Origin of the sequence: Chromobacterium sp. LK1, from assembly GCF_001043555.1 — a bacterium.
Taxonomy (GTDB): Bacteria; Pseudomonadota; Gammaproteobacteria; order Burkholderiales; family Chromobacteriaceae; genus Chromobacterium; species Chromobacterium aquaticum.
Genome location: NZ_LDUI01000002.1, coordinates 27,289 through 48,006 on the forward strand (window position 1 = coordinate 27,289; position 20,718 = coordinate 48,006).

Here is a 20,718-nt window from a genome sequence, read left to right on the forward strand (position 1 = left end):
GCGGAAGCCCCGGTTCAGGCCGGGGCCTTCCGCCTTTGCATGGCAAGCGAATCTGTAGCGGATATCCGGCGGCAAGCCCCGACAGGGGCTTCCGCCTTACGAATGGAAAGCTCATGAGCAATCTGATCGAATTGAAAGTGCCCGACATCGGCGGTCACAGCAATGTAGACATCATCGAAGTATTCATCGTCCCGGGCCAGACCGTGTCCGTGGACGACTCCCTGATCACGCTGGAAACCGACAAGGCCACCATGGAAGTGCCGGCGGAAACCGCGGGCGTGATCAAGGAAGTCAAAGCCGTCGTCGGCGGCAAGATCTCCGAAGGCGACGTGATCGCCATCCTGGAAGTGGGCGCCGCCGCGTCCGCGCCGGCCCCAGCGGCCGCAGCCCCGGCTCCCGCCGCCGCCCCGGCCGCTGCTCCGGCTCCGGTGGCAGCCGCTCCCGCCGCCGCGCCGGCGGCTTCCGGCCGCAGCGAAATCCGCGTGCCGGACATCGGCGGCCATAACGGCGTCGACGTGATCGAAGTCACCGTCAAGGTCGGCGATGACATCGCCGTCGACGACAGCCTGATCACGCTGGAAACCGACAAGGCCACCATGGAAGTGCCGGCCTCCGCCGCCGGCCGCGTGGTGGAAGTCAAGGTGAAAGTGGGCGACAAGGTCAGCGAAGGCGATCTGATCGTGGTGGTGGAAGGCGCTGTCGCAGCCGCCGCCGCCCCGGCAGCCGCCGCGCCGGCTCCGGCAGCAGCCCCGGCCGCTCCGGCCCCGGTGGCCGCCGCGCCCGCCGCCGCCCCGGCTCCGGTCGTTGCCGCGTCCGCCGCCATCGACGAAGCCCCCTTCTCCAAGGCCCACGCCGGTCCGTCGGTGCGCCGTCTGGCGCGCGAACTGGGCGTGGACCTGGGCAAGGTCAAGGGCAATGGCCGCAAGGGCCGCATCACCGACGCCGACGTCAAAGCCTTCGTCAAGGGCGTGATGCAGAACCCGGCGGCGCTGGCCCCGGCCGCCGCGGCCTCCTCCGGCGGCGGTCTGGATCTGCTGCCGTGGCCGAAAGTCGATTTCGCCAAGTTCGGAGCTATCGAAACCAAGCCGCTGTCCCGCATCCAGAAGATTTCCGGCGCCAATCTGTCGCGCAACTGGGTGATGATCCCGCACGTCACGTTCAACGACGAGTGCGACATCACCGAGCTGGAAGACTTCCGCAAGACCGTGGGCAAGGAATGGGAAAAGTCCGGCCTGAAGATCAGCCCGCTGGCCTTCATCATCAAGGCCGCCGCCGAAGCGCTGAAAGCCTTCCCGAACTTCAACAGTTCGCTGGATGGCGATAACCTGGTGCTGAAGCAGTACTACCACATCGGTTTCGCCGCCGACACGCCTAACGGCCTGGTAGTGCCGGTGATCAAGGACGCCGACAAGAAGGGCCTGCGCCAGATCGCGCAGGAACTGACCGATCTGTCCAAGCTGGCGCGCGAAGGCAAGCTCAAGCCCACCGACATGCAGGGCGCGACCTTCACCATTTCCAGTCTGGGCGGCATTGGCGGCACCAGCTTCACGCCCATCGTCAACGCGCCGGAAGTGGCCATCCTCGGCGTCTGCAAATCGCAGATCAAGCCGGTGTGGAACGGCAAGGAATTCGCGCCGCGCCTGATGTGCCCGCTGTCGCTGTCCTTCGATCACCGCGTGATCGATGGCGCCGCCGCCGCGCGCTTCACCGTGCATTTGGGCAAGCTGCTGACTGACGTACGCCGTCTGATCCTGTAACGGCGGGGCGTTCCGCCCTTCTGTCGCAGGATGTAGGGGAAACGCCCGCGCGGCGGGCTTTCTCGCTACAGAATCAGCCCAGACTCGAGGCGGCCGGCTCCGCGCCGGCCGCTCAACATTGCGGATGGAAAACCATGAGCAATCTGATCGAATTGAAAGTCCCGGACATCGGCGGCCACGGCAACGTGGACGTGATCGAAGTCTTCGTCAAGCCGGGCGATGTGATCGCAAAAGAAGCCAGCCTGATCACGCTGGAAACCGACAAGGCCACGATGGAAGTGCCGGCGGAAGCCGCCGGCACCGTCAAGGAAGTGCGCGTCGCCGTGGGCAGCAAAGTGTCCGAAGGCGATCTGATCGTGGTGATTGAAGCCGCCGGCGCAGCCGCGGCTCCGGCTGAAGTGAAGCCGGTAGAAACCACCGGCGTCGCGTCCGCCACCACCCAGGCCGGCTTCGCGCCGCAAGCCGCTCCGGTCGCCGCCAGCCATGGCGGCGGCGCCGACATCGAGTGCGATGTGATGGTGCTGGGCGGCGGCCCCGGCGGTTATTCCGCCGCCTTCCGCGCGGCCGACCTGGGCCTGAAAGTGGTCATCGTCGAGCGTTACGCCACCCTGGGCGGTGTGTGCCTGAACGTGGGCTGCATCCCGTCCAAGGCGCTGCTGCACAATGCGGCGGTGATCGACGAAGTCAGCCACCTGGCCGCCAACGGCATCAAGTTCGGCAAGCCGGAAGTGGACATCGACATGCTGCGCGGCTACAAGGAAAAGGTCATCGCCAAGCTGACCGGCGGCCTGGGCGGCATGGCCAAGGCGCGCAAGGTGGACATCGTACGCGGCAATGGTCATTTCATCGATCCGCACCATATCGAAGTCTCGCTGACCACCGGCAAGGGCCGTGAAGAGAGCGGCGAGAAGAAGATCATCAAATTCAAGAACGCCATCATCGCCGCCGGTTCCCGCGTGGTGAAGCTGCCGTTCATTCCGGACGATCCGCGCGTGGTGGACTCCACCGGCGCGCTGGAACTGAAGGGCGTGGCCAATCGCATGCTGATCATCGGCGGCGGCATCATCGGCCTGGAAATGGGCACCGTCTACTCCACGCTGGGCGCGCGCCTGGACGTGGTGGAAATGATGGACGGCCTGATGCAGGGCGCGGACCGCGACCTGGTCAAAGTGTGGCAGAAGTGGAACGCCCACCGTTTCGACAACATCATGCTCAACACCAAGACCGTGGCCGTGGAGCCCAAGGACGACGGCGTGTGGGTGACTTTCGAGGGCGATCAAGCGCCGAAAGAGCCGCAGCGCTACGACCTGGTGCTGTACGCCACCGGCCGCGCGCCGAACGGCAAGCTGTTGGGCGCCGAGAACGCCGGCATCGCGGTGACCGACCGCGGCTTCATCCCGGTGGACAAGCAGCAGCGCACCAATGTGCCGCACATCTTCGCCATCGGCGACATCGTCGGCCAGCCTATGCTGGCGCACAAGGGCGTGCATGAAGGCCATGTGGCGGCGGAGAACTGCGCCGGCCAGAAGTCCTACTTCGACGCGCGCGTGATTCCGGGCGTGGCTTACACCGATCCGGAAGTGGCTTGGGTCGGCGTCACCGAGGACGAGGCCAAGAAGCAGGGCCTGAAGATCGAGAAGGGCGTGTTCCCGTGGGCCGCCTCCGGCCGCGCGATCGCCAACGGCCGCGACGAGGGCTTCACCAAGCTGATCTTCGACGCCGAAAGCCACCAGATCATCGGCGGCGGCATCGTCGGCCCGCATGCGGGCGACATGATAGGCGAAGTCTGCCTGGCCATCGAAATGGGTTGCGACGCCACCGACATCGGCAAGACCATCCACCCGCACCCGACCATGGGCGAGTCCATCGGCATGGCGGCGGAAGTGGCGCACGGCACTTGCACCGACTTGCCGCCGCAGCGCAAGAAGTAAGCGCGGCAGGGCAGGAAATAGGGCAGGCCTCCGGGTCTGCCCTTTTTTATGCGCATCGTTTTAAATGATGGGCGGCAAAACTATTAGCTATCCCGCTGGTCTCACCGCCTTGCGCCTGATGGCGCGCGTGGGTGGTCGGGTATGAGAAAAATGGATGGCTGCCGCTTGCGGATATGAATTATAATTGAATGTAAATTAAGCTTTTGGTTTAAGAACGCCCGGATTGGGCTGTGCGATTTTGAAGCCGCCCAGCCGCTTCTCGCCAGCCGCCGCAAGTTTCGTTACCATGGCCTCGACACCAAACGAATCGGACCATGCCAAGCTCCCGCCTGCTTATTTCATTGATCTTATTGCTGATGGCGACGTCCGCCTGGGCCAAGCTCGACTACAGCGTGCGCATAGACGCGCCTTCCGGCCTGTCCGGCTTGCTGCAAGACAATCTGGAATTGGTCACCAGCCGTCTGGAAGAAGAAATGGACGAGACGCTGTTGACCGAATTGCTGCGCAGCACGCCGGAGGACGCGCGCAAGCTGCTGGAGACCGAGGGCTATTTCGACGCGCGCGTCAATGTGCGCGAAGAGAGCGCCCGGCGCTACGTGGTCGAGGTCAAGCCCGGCGAGCCGGCCTTGATCGAGGATGTCACCATCCGCCTGAACGGGCCTATCCGCGCCGAGGGCGATTTCCAGCAGCGCTACGCGGCGGTGCTGGAGGCTTGGTCGCTGCCCATGGGCGCGCCTTATCGCCAGTCCGATTGGGATAGCAGCAAGCGCGCGGTGATGCGCTTGATCACCGCCGATCGCTTCCCCAAGGCGCATATCAGCAAAAGTCAGGCCGCCATCGATCCGGCCACTCGCCGCGCGACGCTGGAGGTGGAGATCGACAGCGGCCCGCTGGTCCGTTTCGGCGACATCCACGTCAAGGGCATGAAGCGCTATCCGGAGAAAATCGCCACCGGCCTGGCCGATTTCTCCGCCGGCTCGCCTTATCAGTTGAAGAAGATTTTCGACTACCAGTCGGCGCTGGAGCAGGCGCCGCACTTCTCTAACGTGGTGGTCAGCGCCGACCTGGCGCAGATTGATCCGGACACCCTGCAGGTGCCGGTGGAGGTGGACGTCACCGAAATGCCGCGCCAGAAGCTGGAACTGGGTCTGATCTACGACTCCGGCGACGGCCCCGGCGTGCGCGTAGGCTACGACCACTACAATATCTTCCGCCGCGGCTATACCGGTTCGCTGGTGACCAGCTGGAAGAAAAACCAGCAATCGCTGTCGCTGGGCCTGGGTTTTCCGCGCCAGTCCGACGGCTATTCCCATTCCATCACCAGCGCCTTCAAGACCGACGACATCCAGGGCCTGAAAACCCGCAGCAGCGATGTCGGCGGCTGGCGCACCCGTACTCGCGGCAATATCGAGGCGCGCCTGGGCCTGCAATACCTGCTGGAAAGCGAGGAGGCCGGCGGCGTGTCGAATAAGGACACCCGCGCCTTGCAGCTGGTCTACGGCTGGACCCAGCGCGCGGTGGACGACCTGATGCGGCCGCGCTCCGGCGTGCTGCTGGACTTCCAGCTTTCCGGCACCGTCGGCAGCGCCTTGTCCTCCACTTCCTATGTGCGCGGCTACGCCCGCACCGTCGGCTACTGGTCTCCCTTCCCCAAGTACGGCACCTTCGTCGGCCGGCTGGAACTGGGCCAGGTATGGGCCAGCGATCAGGACGCGGTGCCGTCCTCCATCCTGTTCCGCGCCGGCGGCGCCAACAGCGTGCGCGGCTATGATTACCAAAGCCTGGGCCTGGCCGGCCCCAATGGCTCGGTGCTGGGCGGCCGCGTGGTGGCCACCGGCAGCCTGGAATATCAAATCCCGATCAAGCCGGACTGGTATCTGGCGCTGTTCACCGACGCCGGCAACGCCAGCCAGAGCTGGAAGGGCTTCCAGGTGGAGCGCGCCAACGGCGTCGGCCTGCGCTGGATGAGCCCGGTGGCGCCGCTGTCCTTCGACTTCGCCAAGGCCGAGCGCGACGGCAAGATACGCTGGAACCTCAGCCTGGGCCTGGCCTTCTGATTCGAATGCATTCATGAGCGCAACCGACACTCCCCAAACTCCCGACACCGCGCCGCCGCCGCCGGCCGCGCCCAAGCGTCGCCGCTGGCGCTGGCTGCTGTGGCTGCCCCTGTTGTTGATCGCGCTGTTGCTGGCCGCCAGCGCCTGGCTGACCGCCAGCCGCGCCGGCTTCGCCTGGCTGATGCAGTCGCTGGGCGGCCTCAGCGGCAACGCCGTCAGCGTCAAGCAGGCCGAAGGCACGCTGTGGGACGGCTTCAAGCTGAGCGATGTGCGCGTGCGCAGCGCCGGCAGCGATGTCGACATCGAGTCCGTGCAACTGGACTGGAACCCAAGCGCGCTGTGGCAGCGCCAGCTGTGGCTGCGGCAGCTGGCGGTGGGGCACGTCAAGGTGGCGGTCAAGCCGACGCCGGCCACGCCGCCCGGCGGCGCGCCGGAATCGCTGGCCTTGCCCCTGTCCATCCGCCTGGACAAGCTCAGCGTCGCCAGCCTGACGCTGGAGCCGGCCAAGCTGCGGCTGTACGGCCTGGAGGCCGGTTATGTCTACGACGGCCGGCGCCACGATCTCAAGCTCAAGCGCCTGGGCTCGCCCTGGGGCGAGGCCGAGGCCGCGCTGCAATTGGCCGACGCCAAGCCCTTCGCGCTGCAAGGCAAGCTCAGCGCCGGCGGTGAATTGGACAAGATTCCCTACCAGGCCAAGCTGGCGCTGGGCGGCAGCCTGTTGCAGCTGAGCTTTGACGGCGAGCTGGCCGGCAAGGGCCTGGTGGCCGACGTCAAGGGCGATCTACTGCCCTTCGCCAGCAATCCCTTTAACAGCTTTACCCGGCTGGATGCGCGCATGGCCGGCATCAATCCGCAGGCCATCCTGCCGGAATGGCCGCGCGCCAAGCTCAGCCTGGCGGTGTTCGCCGAGCCGGACGCCGGCCAGCGCGTCAAGGGCGGCCTGACCCTGCTCAACGAGCAGGCAGGTCCCTTGTCCGAGCAAAAGCTGCCGCTGTCCTTGCTGGCCGGCGAATTCCGCGCCGACGACAAGGCGCTGGAGCTGTTCAACACCCATGCGCGGATCGCCGACGGCGAAATCGGCCTGGCCGGCCAGGTGCGGCCGGACCAGCTCAAGCTGGCGCTGGACATTTCCAAGCTGGGGCTGCGGCAATTGCACGCCAGCGCGCCGGATGATCGCCTGGACGGCCGGGTGACGCTGGAAGGCCCGCTCGCTGGTCCGAACATCATCGCCCAGCTCAAGGGCAAGACCTTGCAGGCCAAGGCCGATGTCGGTTTCGCGCCGGCGCCGCATGCGGCGCTGCTGATCCGGCAAGCGGAATTGACCGCCGGCGTTGGCACCCTGACGCTGGCCGGCCAGCTGGGCCTGGATGGCAAGCAGCTATTCGATTTCAGCGGCAAGCTCAACCGCGCCGATCCGTCCAAGCTCAAGCCCGGCCTGCCCAGCGGCGATCTCAACGCCAGCTTGCAGGCCAAGGGCCAACTGGCCAGCCCGCTGAGCGTGGCGGCCAAGCTGCAATTCGCGCCCAGCAAGCTATCCGGCGCGCCGCTCAGCGGCGGCGCCGATGTGCTGCTGCAAGGCGAGCGGCTGAAGTCGCTCAGCGCCGATCTGAGGCTGGCGCAGAACCGGCTGCAGGCCAATGGTGCTTACGGCGCCATCGGCGACAAGCTCAAGCTCTTGATCGACGCGCCCAATCTCGGCCTGATCGGTCCCGGCTTCTCCGGCGTGATCAAGGGTCAGGGCGAGCTGGCCGGCACGCCCAAGGCGCCGCTGATCAGCGCCAATCTGCAGGCGGACCGGCTCAAGCTGCCGGGCAATATCGCGCTGCAAAGCCTGCAGTTCAGCGGCAACGTCAAGGCCGACCAGAACAGCCCGTTCCAGCTCAAGCTGGACGTGGCTGCGCTGCAGGCCGGCGGTTTCCGCGCCGAGCAGCTGCGCGCCAGCGCCAGCGGCACCCGCGCGCGCCACGGCTTGCAGCTGGACGGCCGTTTCCGCCTGGCCGACCACCCGTATGCGCTGCAACTGGCGGCCAGCGGCGGCCTGCGCGGCGAGGCCGGCCCCTGGGCCGGCACCCTGAGCAAGCTGGAATTGAACGGCCGGCCCGGCCTCAGCCTGCTGGCGCCGGTGGCGCTGGAACTGGGCGAACAGATCAAGGTGGGCAATGCCCGATTGGCGGCGCTGGGCGGCAGCATCACCCTGGCCGAACTCAATCGCGGCGCCAACGGCGCGCTCAGCACCCGCGGCTCGGCGCGCGGCCTGCGGCTGGCGGAGCTGGGTCCCTTGCTCAGCCTGCCGCTGAAGCAGGACCTGAGTTTCGATTCCGACTGGAACCTGAACCTGGCGGCCAATGCCAAGGGCCAGTTCGTGCTGCGCCGCGCCGGCGGCGATGTGCAACTGCCGGGCGACAAGGGCAAGGGCGTGGCGCTGGGGTTGAAGACCGCGGTCGCCACCCTGACGCTGGACGGCGGGCGCGCGCTGTTCGACCTGAATCTGGACAGCCGTTACGCCCAGTTGCAGGGCAAGGGCTCGATACCGTGGAACGGCGGCGCCATCGACGCCAAGTCCCCGCTCAACGCCACGGTCAGCGCCAGCGTACCCTCGCTGGCGACGCTGGCCAGCTTCGCCGGCCCCTCGCTGGAACTGGGCGGCCAGATCGGCGCCAATATGGCGCTGACCGGCGCGCTGAGCCAGCCTATGGCACAGGGGACGATACGCGGGGACAAGCTCTTGCTGGCCGACCGCCGCACCGGTATCCGCCTGGGCGACGGCAGCCTGCAGGCGCGGCTGGACGGCCGCAAGCTGGTGCTGGAGCGCTTGCGTTTCGCCGGCGGCGAAGGCGAGGTGGCGGCCAGCGGCGCGCTGGATCTCAGCGGCGATACCCCGGACGCGCGCGTGGCGGTGGAGTTGCGCAAGTTCGGCGTGTTCGACCGGCCCAACCGCCGCCTGGTGGTGTCCGGCCGCACCGAGTTGGCGATGGTGGCCGGAAAATTGTCGCTGACCGGCCATATCCGCGCCGACCAGGGCCGCATCGGCCTGCCCAAGTTCGGCGCGCCCAGCCTGGGCGACGATGTGCTGGTCAAGGGCCGGCCGGAGCCGGAGCCGTCGGCCTTCGCCAGCATGCCGCTGACGGTGGCGCTGGATCTGGACCTGGGCGACCGCTTCCGCTTCTCCGGCCAGGGCCTGAACGTGGACCTGACCGGTTCGGTGCGCGTCAGCGCCAATCCCGGCGAAGCGCCCGGCGCCAAGGGCCAGGTGCGCGTGGTCAAGGGCCGCTACAAGGCCTATGGCCAGGACCTGGACATCGAGTATGGCGCCATCACCTTCAATGGCCCCTTGGACAATCCCTTGCTGAATGTGCGCGCCAAGCGCCGGCTGTCGCCGGTGGGCGCCGGGGTGGAAGTCAGCGGCTCGGTATCCATGCCCAAGGTGCGGCTGGTCGCCGACGAGCCGATGTCGGAGAAGGACAAGCTGGCCTGGCTGGTGCTGGGCCGGGCGGCGAGCGGCGATCGCGACGACAACGATCTGGCGGCGTCCGCCGGCATGATGCTGGCCGGTTCGCTGAATGATCAGATCGGCCTGTTCGACGACCTGGGCGTGTCCAGCCGCAAGGAAAAGACGCTGGCCAACGGCACGGTGAGCCCGGCGGAACAGGTGGTGACGGTGGGCCGTCAACTGACCCGCGAGCTCTATCTGGGCTATGAGTACGGCGTGACCAGCGCCAATCAGGCGGTGAAGATGGTGTACCAGCTGAGCAAGGGCTGGTCGGTGGTGATGCGGGCCGGCACCGACGCCTCGGTGGAGTCGCGTTACACCCTGCGTTTCGATTGAGCGCGCCGCGGCGGGCTTTAAAACCGCAGCGTCAGCATCCGCGCCAAGGCCCGGTCCTCCGGCCGAGCCGAGCGCATGCGTTGGCGCAGCGTCTGCTGCAGACAGGCGATGAAACAGCTGGCGGCATAGCCATGAACGCGTCCCTGGCGGCCGATCACCCCTATGGTGATGTCCTCTAGCCGTTCCCGCAGCGGCAAGGCCTGCGCCTTGCCGGCGAAGTCCGGACACAATAGCAGCGGCTCCGGGCCGTAGCTGAGCATGCCGGCCTGCACCAGGCCGGCCAGCAGCGCGACCGACTGTGCGCAGACCAGCCGTTCCGGCGCGATGCTCAGGCTATGGCGGGTGAACAGCGCATTCAGCACCTGGCGATAACTGGCCGGGCTGTAATTGACCACCCAATCCTGTTCCAGCAACTCGGCCAAGGACTGCGCGCGCAACGCCGGGTGGCCGTGGCGGGCGATGACCTGGCAGGCGTGGCTGAATAGCGGCTGCCAGAGAAACTCCTGATTGGACAGGTCGCCGGGCAATGGGCCGATCGCGCAGTCCATCTGGCCGTCGCGCAGCCGTGGCAGCGCCACCGCCTGCAGGGCTTCGAACAGCTCCAGCCGTATCGACGGCAGCCGTTGGCGGAATTGCAACACCACTTCCGGCAGCAGGGTGCGCGCCAGCCAGGGTGTGACGCCTATGCATAGCCTGGCGTCGTGCCGGCCGCGCAGTGCGTCCATCTCATCGCGAGCGCGCTCGATCTGCGTCGAGATCTGGCGCGCATGGGTCAGCAGCGCCTGACCGGGTTCGGTCAGCCGCGCGCCGCTGGCGTGACGTTGCAGCAAGGGCAGCTGTTGGTCTGCCTCCAGTTCGCGCAAGGCCTTGCTGACGGCGGCCTGGGACAGGCCCAGCATGCGCGCGGCGGCGCGGATGCCGCCGCCGTCGGCCAGCGCGATCAGCGCTTGTAATTGTTGCAGCTTCATCTCTCCTCCCTGTCGACAACCAAAAGTGTTCTCGATCACTTTTTCACATCTATTCACCTATTAAGTATTGCGTCTAGTCTTGTCCGTCGTCGCTGTCGCGGCATCGCCTTGGTTTTCGGTCGCCGCGACAGTGTGCGGCAAGCCGTAAATACCTACCAAGGAGACCACGCCATGAACGACCGCGTCCTGCCCGGCATTCGCGACATCGCCCCGGCGATGATAGCGCTGCGCCACGATATCCACGCCCATCCCGAGCTGGGCTTCGAAGAGGTGGAAACCCGCCGCCGTGTGATCCATTGCCTGCGCGATTGCGGCTACGAGATCCATGAAGGACTGGGACTGACTGGCGTGGTCGGCACCCTGCGTCGCGGTGAGGGGCTAACGATAGGCCTGCGCGCCGACATGGACGCGCTGCCGATACACGAGGCCACCGGCCTGCCCTGGGCCAGCCGCGTGGATGGAAAAATGCACGCCTGCGGCCACGATGGCCATACCGCGATGCTGCTGGCGGCGGCCTGCGAGCTGGCGCGGCGCGAATCCTGGCGCGGCACGGTGCATCTGATATTCCAGCCGGCGGAGGAGGGCCATGGCGGCTCCGGCGCCAAGCGCATGCTGGACGACGGCCTGTTCCGGCTGTTTCCCTGCGACGCCATCTTCGCGATGCACAATATGCCGGGTTTTCCGGCTGGCCAGCTGGGCTTTCGTCCCGGCCCCTTCATGGCTTCCACCGATACCGCGCTGATCCGCATCCAGGCCACCGGCGGCCATGGCGCGGTGCCGCACAAGGCGGTGGACCCGGTGGTGGTGGCCGCGTCGCTGGTGATGGCGCTGCAAAGCGTGGTGGCGCGCAATGTGTCGCCGCTGGACATGGCGGTGGTGACGGTGGGGGCCATCCTGGCCGGGGAGGCACCGAACGTGATTCCGCACAGCGCCGAAATGCGCTTGAGCATCCGCGCCTTGAATCCCGAGGTGCGCGCGCTGCTGCGCCGGCGCATCGAGACGCTGGCCGAGGCTCAGGCCGCCGGTTTCGGCGCGCGGGCGGAAGTGGATTACCAGCTTGGCTACCCGGTGCTGGTCAACGATGCGGCCGCCACCGCGCTGGCGCGGCAGGTGGCGCTGGACTGGCTGGGCGAGGATGGGCTGGTGGCGGAGATGCCGCCGCTGACCGGCAGCGAGGATTTTTCCTTCTGGCTGGAGCAGGTGCCGGGCTGCTACCTGATCATAGGCAATGGCGACGGCGAGGGCGGTTGCATGGTGCACAACCCCGGCTATGACTTCAACGACCAGATCCTGCCCTTGGGCGCCAGCTATTGGGTCCGGCTGGTGGAGCATTATCTGGGCGCAGCGGAGGGCGGGCAATGACGGCGGCCGAAGCGACGCTGGCCGCGCGTCCGGCCGCGCCCAGCCGCCGCGCGATCACCGCCATCACCGTGGGCAATGCGCTGGAGTTCTACGACTTCATCGTCTACAGCGCACTGGCCACCTTGATGGGGCGCTTGTTCTTCCCGTTCAGCGACGAGCCGTTGCTGCAGCTGATGCTGTCCTTCGCGGTGTTCGGCACCGGCTTCGTCAGCCGGCCGATAGGCGGCATCGTCATCGGTCTGTACGCGGACCGCAAGGGCCGCAAGCCGGCGCTGCGGCTGAGCCTGTGGCTGATGGCGATAGGCTCGCTGCTGTTCGTGGTGGCGCCGACCTATGCCCAGGCCGGCTTGCTCGGGCCGGCGCTGGTGGTGCTGGGGCGGCTGGTGCAGGGTTTCGCCGTCGGCGGCCAGGTGGGCGCGGCCACCTCGATGCTGATGGAGTACGCCGACGACAAGTCGCGCGGGTACTACTGCAGCTGGCAGTTGTTCAGCCAGGGGCTGGGGACGCTGGCCGGCACCCTGGTGGTGAGCGTGTTGAGCGGACTGCTGCCGGCGGCGGCGATGGACACCTGGGGCTGGCGGCTGGTGTTCGCCATCGGGGTGCTGGCGATTCCGGTGGGCGAGTATATCCGCAGCCAGCTGGACGAAACCGCCGCCATCGCGGTGGCGCCGCAGGCGGCGGCGACGACCGAGCCGGCCGGCGCCTTGCTGCGCCAGCACTGGCGGCAACTGCTGGCCGGGGTGTTGCTGACCATAGGCGGCACCGCGCCCACCTTCATCGTTGGCCACTACCTGGCCAACCACGCGGTGACGGTGCTGGGCATGCCGCTGGCGGTGGCGATCTGGGCGGCGTCGACCGCGGCCTTGCTGCAGGTGCTGTTGTCGGTGGCGGCCGGACGCTGGAGCGACCGCATTGGCCGGCGCCCATCCATCCTGTGGCCGAGGCTGGTCCTGCTGCTGCTGATCTACCCCGGTTTCATGCTGGTCAACGCCGTGCCCAGCTGGCCGGTGCTGCTCTTGGTGGTGGCGCTGCTGACGGTGCCGCTGGTGCTGACCGCGGTGCCCAGCATCGCCTTGCTGCCGGAGTTGTTTCCACGCCGCATCCGCGCCAGCGGCATGTCCATCGTCTATTGCGTGGGCGTGATGATTTTCGGCGGTTTCGCCCAGTTCTTCGCCGCCGGCCTGATCAAGCTGACCGGCAACCCCAATGCGCCGGCGCTGTACGCGGTGCTGTGCATGCTGGTGTCGCTGATAGGCCTGAAGATGGTGCCGGAGACGGCGAACCGGCCGCTGGATTGAGCTTGGGCTGCTGGCCCGGCGTGAGGCCGGGCCGGCGTCACACCGACAGCCGCTGGCGCAGCGTGTCCATGCGCTGCTCCATCGCTTCCGCCGACAGCGGCGCGCCCAGCAGATAGCCCTGCATCGCCGAGCAGCCGAGCTTGCCCAGATAGGCCTGTTGCTGCGGATGCTCGACGCCCTCGGCCAGGGTGTCCATGCCCAGCGCGTTGGCCAGGTGCACGATGGCGGAGACGATGGCGGCGTTTTCCTCATCCTGCGGCAGGTCGATGATGAAGGAGCGGTCTATCTTGATGGTGTCCGGCGCGAAGCGCTTCAGATAGGCCAGGCTGGAATAGCCGGTGCCGAAGTCGTCTATCGACAGCCGCACCCCCATCGCCTTGATCACCGCCAACTGGCGCGCGGCGAAGTCGGCGTCTTCCATCAGCGTGCTCTCGGTGACTTCGACTTCCAGGCAGTAGCCGGGCAGGCCGCTGGCCTGCAGCGCGTCGCGCACATCGTCTACGAAATCCGGCCGCGTCAGCTGCCGCGCCGAGACATTGACCGCCATGCGCACCGGGCGCAGGCCGCTTTCATACCATTGCGCCGCCTGGTGGCAGGCCTCGCGCAGCACCCAGCGCCCCAGCGGCACCACCAAGCCGGTGTCCTCGGCGATGGGGATGAAGCGCGAGGGCATGATCAGGCCGTGCTCGGGATCGCGCCAGCGCACCAGCGCCTCGCAGCCCAGCAGGCGCTCGCCGCTCATATTGAATTGCGGCTGGTAGACCAGGTAGAGCTCGCCGTGCTCGATGGCGCGGCGCAGCCGGGTTTCTAGGTGCAGCCGCTCCGCCACTTCCACATTCATTTCCCGGGTGTAGAAGCGGAAGGTGCTGCGGCCGTGCGCCTTGGCGTGGTACATCGCCAGGTCGGCGTTCATCAGCAGGTTCTGGATGTCGCGGCCGTCGTCCGGCATCAGGCTGATGCCTATGCTGCAGCTGACGCTGAGCTGGTGGGAGCCGAGTTCGAACGGCTGCTGCATCGCGGCCAGCACCCGCTCGGCCACTTGCGCGGCCTCGCCGGGCTGGTCGATGGCGGGCAGGATCAGCACGAATTCGTCGCCGCCGGTGCGGCCGACGGTGTCCAGCGCGCCCACCGCGGCGCCCAGGCGGCTGGCCGCCTGTTTCAGCAGCTCGTCGCCCAGGCTGTGGCCCAGGGTGTCGTTGATGTTCTTGAAGTGGTCCAGATCGACGAACAATACCGCCAACTGTCCCTGGCGCAGCTCGGCCTGGCGGATCGCCTGCTGCAGCCGGTCGTTGATCAGCACGCGATTGGGCAGATCGGTCAGCGCGTCGTATTCCGCCAGATGCTGTACCCGCGCCTCCTGCTCCTTGCGCTCGGATATATCGGTGAACAGCGCCACGTAATGGCTGATCTCACCCTGCTCGTTCAGCAACACGCTGATGTTCAGCCATTCCGGGAAGATGTCGCCGTTCTTGCGGCGGTTCCAGATCTCGCCGGACCACTGGCCGCGCTGGCGCAGCTGCTGCCACATGTTTTCGAAGAAGGCCGGATCGTGGCGACCGGAGGCGAGCAGGGCCGGGGTCTGGCCCAGCGCTTCGGCCTCCTCGTAGCCGGTGATCGCGCAGAAGGCGCGGTTGACCGCCAGGATGCGATTGTCCGGGTCGGTGACCAGGATGGCTTCATTGCTGGATTCGAACACCTTGGCGGCCAGCCGCAGCTGGCGGTCGGTCTGGCGGCGCGCGGTGATGTCGCGGCCGGTGGCGCACAGATAGTCTTCGCCCTGATAGCCCAACTGGTTGACGGTGACTTCCAGGTACTGGGTTTCGCCGCAGCACTGCAGCTTGGTCTCGAAGGTCCGTGGCAGTTCGCCGGCTGGCAGGTGGAACAGCGCGCGGGTCAGCTCCTCGGCGTCGCAGCCGCAGTCCAGCCGCTGGCGCGCCGCCTGATTGCAGTAGACGATGGCGCCGCCGGCGTCGCGCAGCGCGATCAGGTCGGTGGCGTTGTCCACCATGAAGTGGCTGAGGCGCAGATCGCGCGAGCGCTGTTCCAGCGAGTGGTGGCTTTGTTCCAGGTCCTGGCGATAGCGCTGCACCAGCACATTGAGCCAGCGCAGGAAGCACCAGCAGAAACCGCCGGCGCTGAGCAGGGCCACCAGGGTCAGCAGCAGGGTGGCGGCGATGCGCTCGCGCAGGCTGCGCTCCAGTTCCTGGCGCGCGCGCTGGCTGCTGTCTTCTATCGACTGCACATGCAGGCTGGCCACCAGGGTCCAGTCCCAGCCGGGCAACTGGCGCGCATAGGACAGATAGCGTTCGCCCTGCGGCGCGTCCAGGCTGCTGATCAGGTATTCCATGAAGCCGCCTTGCTTGCCGCGGCGCATCAGTTCGGCGATGCGGCCGCGGTCGGCGCCGGGCAGGGTCGAATAATGCTTGCCGTTCATTGTCGGATTGGCCGGGTCCAGCAGGATCACGCCGCGGTGATCGATGATCATGAAGTCGCCGCTGTCGTGGCCGAAGCGCATGCGCGCCAGCATTTCCAGGCCCTGCTTCTGCATGTCGGCCTCGACATTGTTCAGGTATTCGCCGCTGCCTATCAGCCAGTCATAGGGCTGGAAGCGGCGCGCATAGGCCACTTTCTCGCTCATCTCGCCGCTGCCGGGCTGGTACCAGCGATAGGAGCTGAAGCCGCGGCGCTGTTCGTTGGCCACCGATTCGATCAGCGCGCGCATGATGTAGCGGCCCTGGTCGTCGCGGTTGGCCAGCAGCGAACCGCCTTCCAACTGCGGCGCGGTGGGCAGCAGCACGCAGCTGCCGTCCAGGCCATCGATGAAAAAATAGCCGCGGCCGTCGAAGTAGCGCAGCGGCCGCAAGGCCTCCACGATCAGGCGCTGCACCTGGCGCGGCGGCCGGCGCAGGTGTTCCTGGCGCCAGATGGCGTCGGCCAGCGTCCAGGCCTGGTCCACCTGCTCGCGCAGTCTTTGCTTCAGGGTGTCGTTGGTGCGTTCGCGCAGCGCGGACAGGGTTTGCGCGGCGTGGTCGGCGTAGGAGCGCAGATAGTCGCGCGCGCGCGCGTAAGCGTCCTGGCGTATGGTGTGCTGGCGGGCCTGGAAATCGTTCCAGCTGGTCAACAGGAAATAGCTGGACAGCGTCAGCGCCAGCATGAACACAATGGCGAGCGTGCCAAACAATTGCAAACGGGACAGCTTGGCCTGGTTCAACTCCATTTTTTTGTCGTTATCGCTCGATGGACCCGCCAGTATAAGGGATTATCGCGTTTGTCATGGCAAAATGTCGGGCCAGCGGGCGTGGAATCGGGTAGAATGTCGCCCGGAAGTTGGCCAGACAGTCGCCGCGCGAATTCGCAAGAAGGAGCGGGGAGGAAAGTCCGGGCTCCGTAGAGCAGGATGCCGGTTAATGGCCGGACGCCGTGAGGCGATGGAAAGTGGCGCAGAGAGCTGAACCGCCGATGGCCGGAAGAAGCGTCCGCAAGGGCGTGGATTCTTTATTTCGCCGCGTAAGCGGCGAGACGGATCAGGCAAGGGTGAAAAGGTGTACTGGCCGGGCGAGAGCCCGGTCGGACAGGTAGGGTGTGGTGCCCTATTCTGCGGTAAGAGCGCACCGCGGACGTGGTAACACGGACGGCAGGCAAAACCCCATCCGGAGCAAGACCAAATAGGGGGAATTATCGTTGCTCGCGTTTGTCCCCGGGTAGGTCGCTTGAGCCTGTCGGTAACGGCAGGCCTAGAGGAATGACTGTCCAACGACAAGACCCGGCTTATCGGCCAACTTCCACCTCATCCCTCGCCGGCCCATGGTTTGCCGCTATGGTGCTTGCTCAAAAAATAAGCAAAAAAAATCCACCCGCCGGGAAAAAGGCTTTACAATACCGGCCCTTCAGTCTGCTATCTCCAGAGTTGTCTCCGCATGCGCATTGGTTCGTACTCATTGAAAAACCGGCTTATCGTGGCGCCCATGGCCGGGGTGACGGATAGACCGTTCCGCATGCTGTGCAAGCGCCTGGGCGCCGGCATGGCGGTATCGGAAATGATCACCTCCAACAAGGCCTTGTGGACCACCGCCAAGACCTTGCGCCGCGCCGACCACGCCGGCGAGGTGGAGCCGATCTCGGTGCAGATCGCCGGCTCCGATCCGGCGCAGATGGCCGAGGCGGCGCGGCTGAATGTGGAGCGCGGCGCGCAGATCATCGACATCAATATGGGCTGTCCAGCCAAGAAGGTGTGCAATGTGGCGGCCGGCTCGGCCTTGCTGCGCGACGAGGCGCTGGTGGCGCGCATCCTGGACGCGGTGGTCAGGGCGGTGGATGTGCCGGTGACGCTGAAGACGCGCACCGGCTGGAGCCCGGAGCATCGCAATGCGCTGCGGGTGGCGAAAATGGCCGAGGATTGCGGCATCGCCGCGCTGGCCTTGCATGGCCGCACCCGCGAGGACATGTACCGCGGCGCGGCCGAGTACGACACGATACGCGAGGTGAAGCGGCAGATCGGGATTCCGCTGATCGCCAACGGCGACATCGACACCCCGCAGAAAGCACAGTGGGTGCTGGAACATACCGGCGCCGATGCCATCATGATAGGACGGGCGGCCCAGGGCCGGCCGTGGATTTTCCGCGAAATCCAGCATTTCCTCGAGCATGGCGAGTGCCTGCCGCCGCCGGCGGTGAGCGAGGTGCGCCAGCTGTTGCTGGAACATCTGGATGAGCTATACCGGTTTTACGGCGAATACTCGGGCTGCCGCATCGCCCGCAAGCACATCGCCTGGTACACCAAGGGACTGCAGGGCGGCAACGCTTTCCGCCAGCAGATGTACCAACTCGAGACCACGGCGGAGCAGCGCTTGGCCGTGGCGGCCTATTTCGACCGTTTGGCCGGGGACTCCGAACGGCTGGTGTATTTGGATGGCGCTGGGGAAGCGTTGGACCACGACCTGGAGACGGTGGTGGATGGCTAACTCCAATCAAGACTTGGATAAAATAATAACCATGCAGAACAATGACCATATCTCGCAGTCGGTGCGGCTGGCGATGGAGCAGTATTTTCGCGATCTGGACGGGGAGAATCCCTCGGCCATCTACGACATGGTGCTGGCTTGCGTGGAAAAGCCATTATTGGAGGTGGTGCTGATACACACCCAGGGCAACCAGACGCGAGCGGCGGAGTTGCTGGGCTTGAACCGCAACACCCTGCGCAAGAAGATGAAATCTTATGATTTGATATGAAGACAAACCGGCCACACCGTAACAGGATGGCCGGTTTTTTTTGTGTTCCTTTTTAGTTAACGCGGTAGAGAACCATGAGCAAAATCGAACGCGCGCTGATCAGCGTCTCCGACAAGACCGGCATTCTGGAATTCGCCCAGGCCCTGGCCGCCCAGGGCGTGCACATCCTGTCCACCGGCGGCACCGCCAAGCTGCTGGCCGACGCCGGCGTGCCGGTGACCGAAGTGTCCGACTACACCTGCTTCCCGGAAATGCTGGACGGCCGGGTCAAGACCCTGCACCCGAAAGTGCACGGCGGCATCCTGGGCCGCCGCGACCTGCCGGAACACGTGGCCAAGATGGCCGAGCACGAGATCGGCAATATCGATCTGGTTTGCGTCAATCTCTACCCCTTCGAAGCCACCATCGCTAATCCGGACTGTGCGCTGGAAGACGCGATCGAGAACATCGACATCGGCGGCCCAACCATGGTGCGCTCCGCCGCCAAGAACTGGGCGCATGTGGCCATCGTCACCGACGCCGCCGACTACGCGACGCTGGCCGCTGAAATGAGCGCCAACGGCGGCGCGCTGTCCAAAGCCACCCGCTTTGAACTGGCCAAGAAGGCCTTCACCCATACCGCCGCCTATGACGGCGCGATCTCCAACTACCTGACCAGCCTGGCCGACGGCGCGCTGGCGGGCAAGCCGGAACGCGTGGTCTTCCCCAAGCGCCTCAACGCGCAGTTCGTCAAGGTGCAGGACATGCGCTACGGCGAGAACCCGCACCAGGCCGCCGCCTTCTACCGCGACCTGGACCCGGCCGCCGGCTCCATCGCCCATTATCGCCAGCTGCAGGGTAAGGAGTTGTCCTATAACAATATCGCCGACGCCGACGCCGCCTGGGAGGCGGTGAAGACCTTCGACGATACCGCCTGCGTCATCGTCAAGCACGCCAATCCCTGCGGCGTGGCGGTGGCGGCGGACACGCTCAGCGCTTACCGGCTGGCCTTCGCCACCGACACCACCAGCGCCTTCGGCGGCATCATCGCCTTCAACCGCCCGGTGGACGCCGCCACGGTGGAAGCGGTGACCGGCCAGTTCCTGGAGGTGTTGATCGCTCCGGCCTTCACCGACGAGGCCAAGGCCGTCATCGCCGCCAAGAAGAATGTGCGCGTGCTGGAAATCCCGTTGCAGGCCGGAGCCAACCGTTTCGAGCTGAAGCGCGTCGGCGGCGGCGTGCTGGTGCAGAGCCCGGACATCCGCAATGTCGGCCCGGAGGAGTTGCGCGTGGTGAGCAAGCGGCAGCCGACGCCGCAGGAGCTGTCCGACCTGCTGTTCGCCTGGCGCGTGGCCAAATACGTGAAGTCCAATGCAATTGTTTTCTGCAAGAATGGTCAGACCGTAGGTATCGGCGCCGGTCAGATGAGCCGTGTCGACTCCACCCGCATCGCCGCGCGCAAGGCGGCCGACGCCGGCTTGAGCCTGCAGGGCGCGGTGGCGTCGTCCGATGCCTTCTTCCCGTTCCGCGACGGCATCGACGTGATCGCCGAACAGGGCATCAAGGCCATCATCCAGCCGGGCGGTTCGATGCGCGATGAGGAAGTCTTCGCCGCCGCCGACGAGCATGGCATGGCGATGGTATTGACCGGCGTGCGTCATTTCCGCCACTGAGCCGTTTTATCAACCGGGGAGCCGGCTAGCCGGCATCCCCAGCTTATTGACGCTGTTTTCCTGATGAGATCTATTGCATTCTGTTTGGGCGCCGGGCTGCTGGCGCTCGGCAGCCCGGCGGCGTTGGCCGCCGACAACACGGCCGCCGAACCCGGCTTTTGGCAGCGCAGCCGCGACAATGTCGAGGCGACCTGGCGTTCCGAGCGCTACGAACTGTACGTGCCGGCCGTGACCTGGCATAACCGCGCCTTCTACGACAGGGCGAAAATCGACTCCTTCAACGAGCGGCCCTGGGGTCTGGGCTTTGGCCGTTACCGCTACGACGCCGATGGCGATTGGCACGCGCTGTATGCGATGGCCTTCCTGGACTCGCACAAGGATGTCGAACCCTTCGTCGGCTACGCCTACCAGAAAACCTGGTGGCCGCTGGACGGCTGGCGGCTGGGCGCCGGTTTCACCGCCGGCGTCACCGCGCGTTCGGACTATAGCTATATCCCGTTGCCGGCGGTGCTGCCGCTGGTGTCGGTGGAGTATCGCCGGCTGGCCTTGCAGGCCACCTATATCCCGGGCGGGCACAATAACGGCAATGTATTGTTCGCCTGGCTGCGTTGGCAGCTCGATTGAGTGAAGAATCCGGC

At 66.2% G+C, this 20,718-nt stretch carries 12 protein-coding genes and 1 other RNA gene; 11 read left to right on the top strand and 2 right to left on the bottom strand.

What is annotated here, in order from left to right:
• Positions 1-113 precede the first annotated feature (113 nt).
• From aceF to VI26_RS01375, 4 genes are all read left to right on the top strand, one after another.
• The gene (gene aceF / locus VI26_RS01360) at positions 114-1,757 is read left to right on the top strand and encodes a dihydrolipoyllysine-residue acetyltransferase (protein WP_048407955.1); all 1,644 of its coding nucleotides are present in this window, start codon (positions 114-116) and stop codon (positions 1,755-1,757) included.
• A 134-nt stretch (positions 1,758-1,891) separates the two neighbouring features.
• Positions 1,892-3,688: a dihydrolipoyl dehydrogenase gene (lpdA, locus tag VI26_RS01365; RefSeq protein ID WP_048407956.1), complete on the top strand. Its 1,797-nt coding sequence runs from the start codon at positions 1,892-1,894 to the stop codon at positions 3,686-3,688.
• A 314-nt stretch (positions 3,689-4,002) separates the two neighbouring features.
• Positions 4,003-5,745, top strand: coding sequence for an autotransporter assembly complex family protein (locus VI26_RS01370; protein ID WP_048407957.1), 1,743 nt, complete (start codon positions 4,003-4,005; stop codon positions 5,743-5,745).
• Positions 5,746-5,758: 13 nt separating this feature from the next.
• Positions 5,759-9,571: a translocation/assembly module TamB domain-containing protein gene (locus VI26_RS01375; RefSeq protein ID WP_048407958.1), complete on the top strand. Its 3,813-nt coding sequence runs from the start codon at positions 5,759-5,761 to the stop codon at positions 9,569-9,571.
• Positions 9,572-9,588: 17 nt separating this feature from the next.
• Here the strand turns inward: VI26_RS01375 and VI26_RS01380 are convergent, their stop codons facing one another.
• Entirely contained in the window at positions 9,589-10,539 is a 951-nt protein-coding gene (locus VI26_RS01380; RefSeq protein WP_048407959.1) for a LysR family transcriptional regulator, read from the bottom strand.
• A gap of 171 nt (positions 10,540-10,710) precedes the next feature.
• On the opposite strand from VI26_RS01380, the gene VI26_RS01385 reads away from it, so the two are divergent.
• Together VI26_RS01385 and VI26_RS01390 are read left to right on the top strand one after the other, a co-directional pair.
• Positions 10,711-11,901, top strand: a complete 1,191-nt coding sequence (locus VI26_RS01385) for a M20 aminoacylase family protein (protein ID WP_048407960.1) — start codon at positions 10,711-10,713, stop codon at positions 11,899-11,901.
• Complete coding sequence (locus VI26_RS01390; RefSeq protein WP_048407961.1) at positions 11,898-13,199, top strand: MFS transporter; 1,302 nt, start codon at positions 11,898-11,900, stop codon at positions 13,197-13,199. Before VI26_RS01385 ends, VI26_RS01390 begins: the two co-directional genes overlap by 4 nt.
• A gap of 37 nt (positions 13,200-13,236) precedes the next feature.
• Here VI26_RS01390 and VI26_RS01395 read toward each other — a convergent pair whose 3' ends face one another.
• Entirely contained in the window at positions 13,237-16,416 is a 3,180-nt protein-coding gene (locus tag VI26_RS01395) for an EAL domain-containing protein (protein ID WP_048407962.1), read from the bottom strand.
• A 106-nt stretch (positions 16,417-16,522) separates the two neighbouring features.
• Here VI26_RS01395 and rnpB point away from each other — a divergent pair.
• The 5 genes from rnpB to pagP all read left to right on the top strand — a co-directional run bounded on the left by rnpB (position 16,523) and on the right by pagP (position 20,704).
• Positions 16,523-16,986: RNase P RNA component class A (gene rnpB, locus VI26_RS23010), an RNA gene on the top strand.
• Between the two features lie 130 nt (positions 16,987-17,116).
• A complete protein-coding gene (dusB, locus tag VI26_RS01400; RefSeq protein ID WP_048407963.1) occupies positions 17,117-18,160 on the top strand; it encodes a tRNA dihydrouridine synthase DusB in 1,044 nt (347 codons plus the stop codon).
• Between the two features lie 31 nt (positions 18,161-18,191).
• Positions 18,192-18,428: a DNA-binding transcriptional regulator Fis gene (gene fis, locus VI26_RS01405; RefSeq protein ID WP_019100932.1), complete on the top strand. Its 237-nt coding sequence runs from the start codon at positions 18,192-18,194 to the stop codon at positions 18,426-18,428.
• Positions 18,429-18,502: 74 nt separating this feature from the next.
• Positions 18,503-20,080 (top strand): bifunctional phosphoribosylaminoimidazolecarboxamide formyltransferase/IMP cyclohydrolase, encoded by a 1,578-nt coding sequence (gene purH, locus VI26_RS01410; protein ID WP_048407964.1) that lies wholly within the window; start codon positions 18,503-18,505, stop codon positions 20,078-20,080.
• Between the two features lie 63 nt (positions 20,081-20,143).
• Positions 20,144-20,704, top strand: coding sequence for a lipid IV(A) palmitoyltransferase PagP (gene pagP, locus VI26_RS01415; RefSeq protein WP_048407965.1), 561 nt, complete (start codon positions 20,144-20,146; stop codon positions 20,702-20,704).
• Positions 20,705-20,718 lie beyond the last annotated feature (14 nt).

Coding starts and splice junctions, on each gene's coding strand:
- aceF (WP_048407955.1), top strand. CDS start 114: ATGAGCAATCTGATCGAATTGAAAGTGCCCGACATCGGCGGTCACAGC.
- lpdA (WP_048407956.1), top strand. CDS start 1,892: ATGAGCAATCTGATCGAATTGAAAGTCCCGGACATCGGCGGCCACGGC.
- VI26_RS01370 (WP_048407957.1), top strand. CDS start 4,003: ATGCCAAGCTCCCGCCTGCTTATTTCATTGATCTTATTGCTGATGGCG.
- VI26_RS01375 (WP_048407958.1), top strand. CDS start 5,759: ATGAGCGCAACCGACACTCCCCAAACTCCCGACACCGCGCCGCCGCCG.
- VI26_RS01380 (WP_048407959.1), bottom strand. CDS start 10,539: ATGAAGCTGCAACAATTACAAGCGCTGATCGCGCTGGCCGACGGCGGC.
- VI26_RS01385 (WP_048407960.1), top strand. CDS start 10,711: ATGAACGACCGCGTCCTGCCCGGCATTCGCGACATCGCCCCGGCGATG.
- VI26_RS01390 (WP_048407961.1), top strand. CDS start 11,898: ATGACGGCGGCCGAAGCGACGCTGGCCGCGCGTCCGGCCGCGCCCAGC.
- VI26_RS01395 (WP_048407962.1), bottom strand. CDS start 16,416: ATGGAGTTGAACCAGGCCAAGCTGTCCCGTTTGCAATTGTTTGGCACG.
- dusB (WP_048407963.1), top strand. CDS start 17,117: ATGCGCATTGGTTCGTACTCATTGAAAAACCGGCTTATCGTGGCGCCC.
- fis (WP_019100932.1), top strand. CDS start 18,192: ATGCAGAACAATGACCATATCTCGCAGTCGGTGCGGCTGGCGATGGAG.
- purH (WP_048407964.1), top strand. CDS start 18,503: ATGAGCAAAATCGAACGCGCGCTGATCAGCGTCTCCGACAAGACCGGC.
- pagP (WP_048407965.1), top strand. CDS start 20,144: ATGAGATCTATTGCATTCTGTTTGGGCGCCGGGCTGCTGGCGCTCGGC.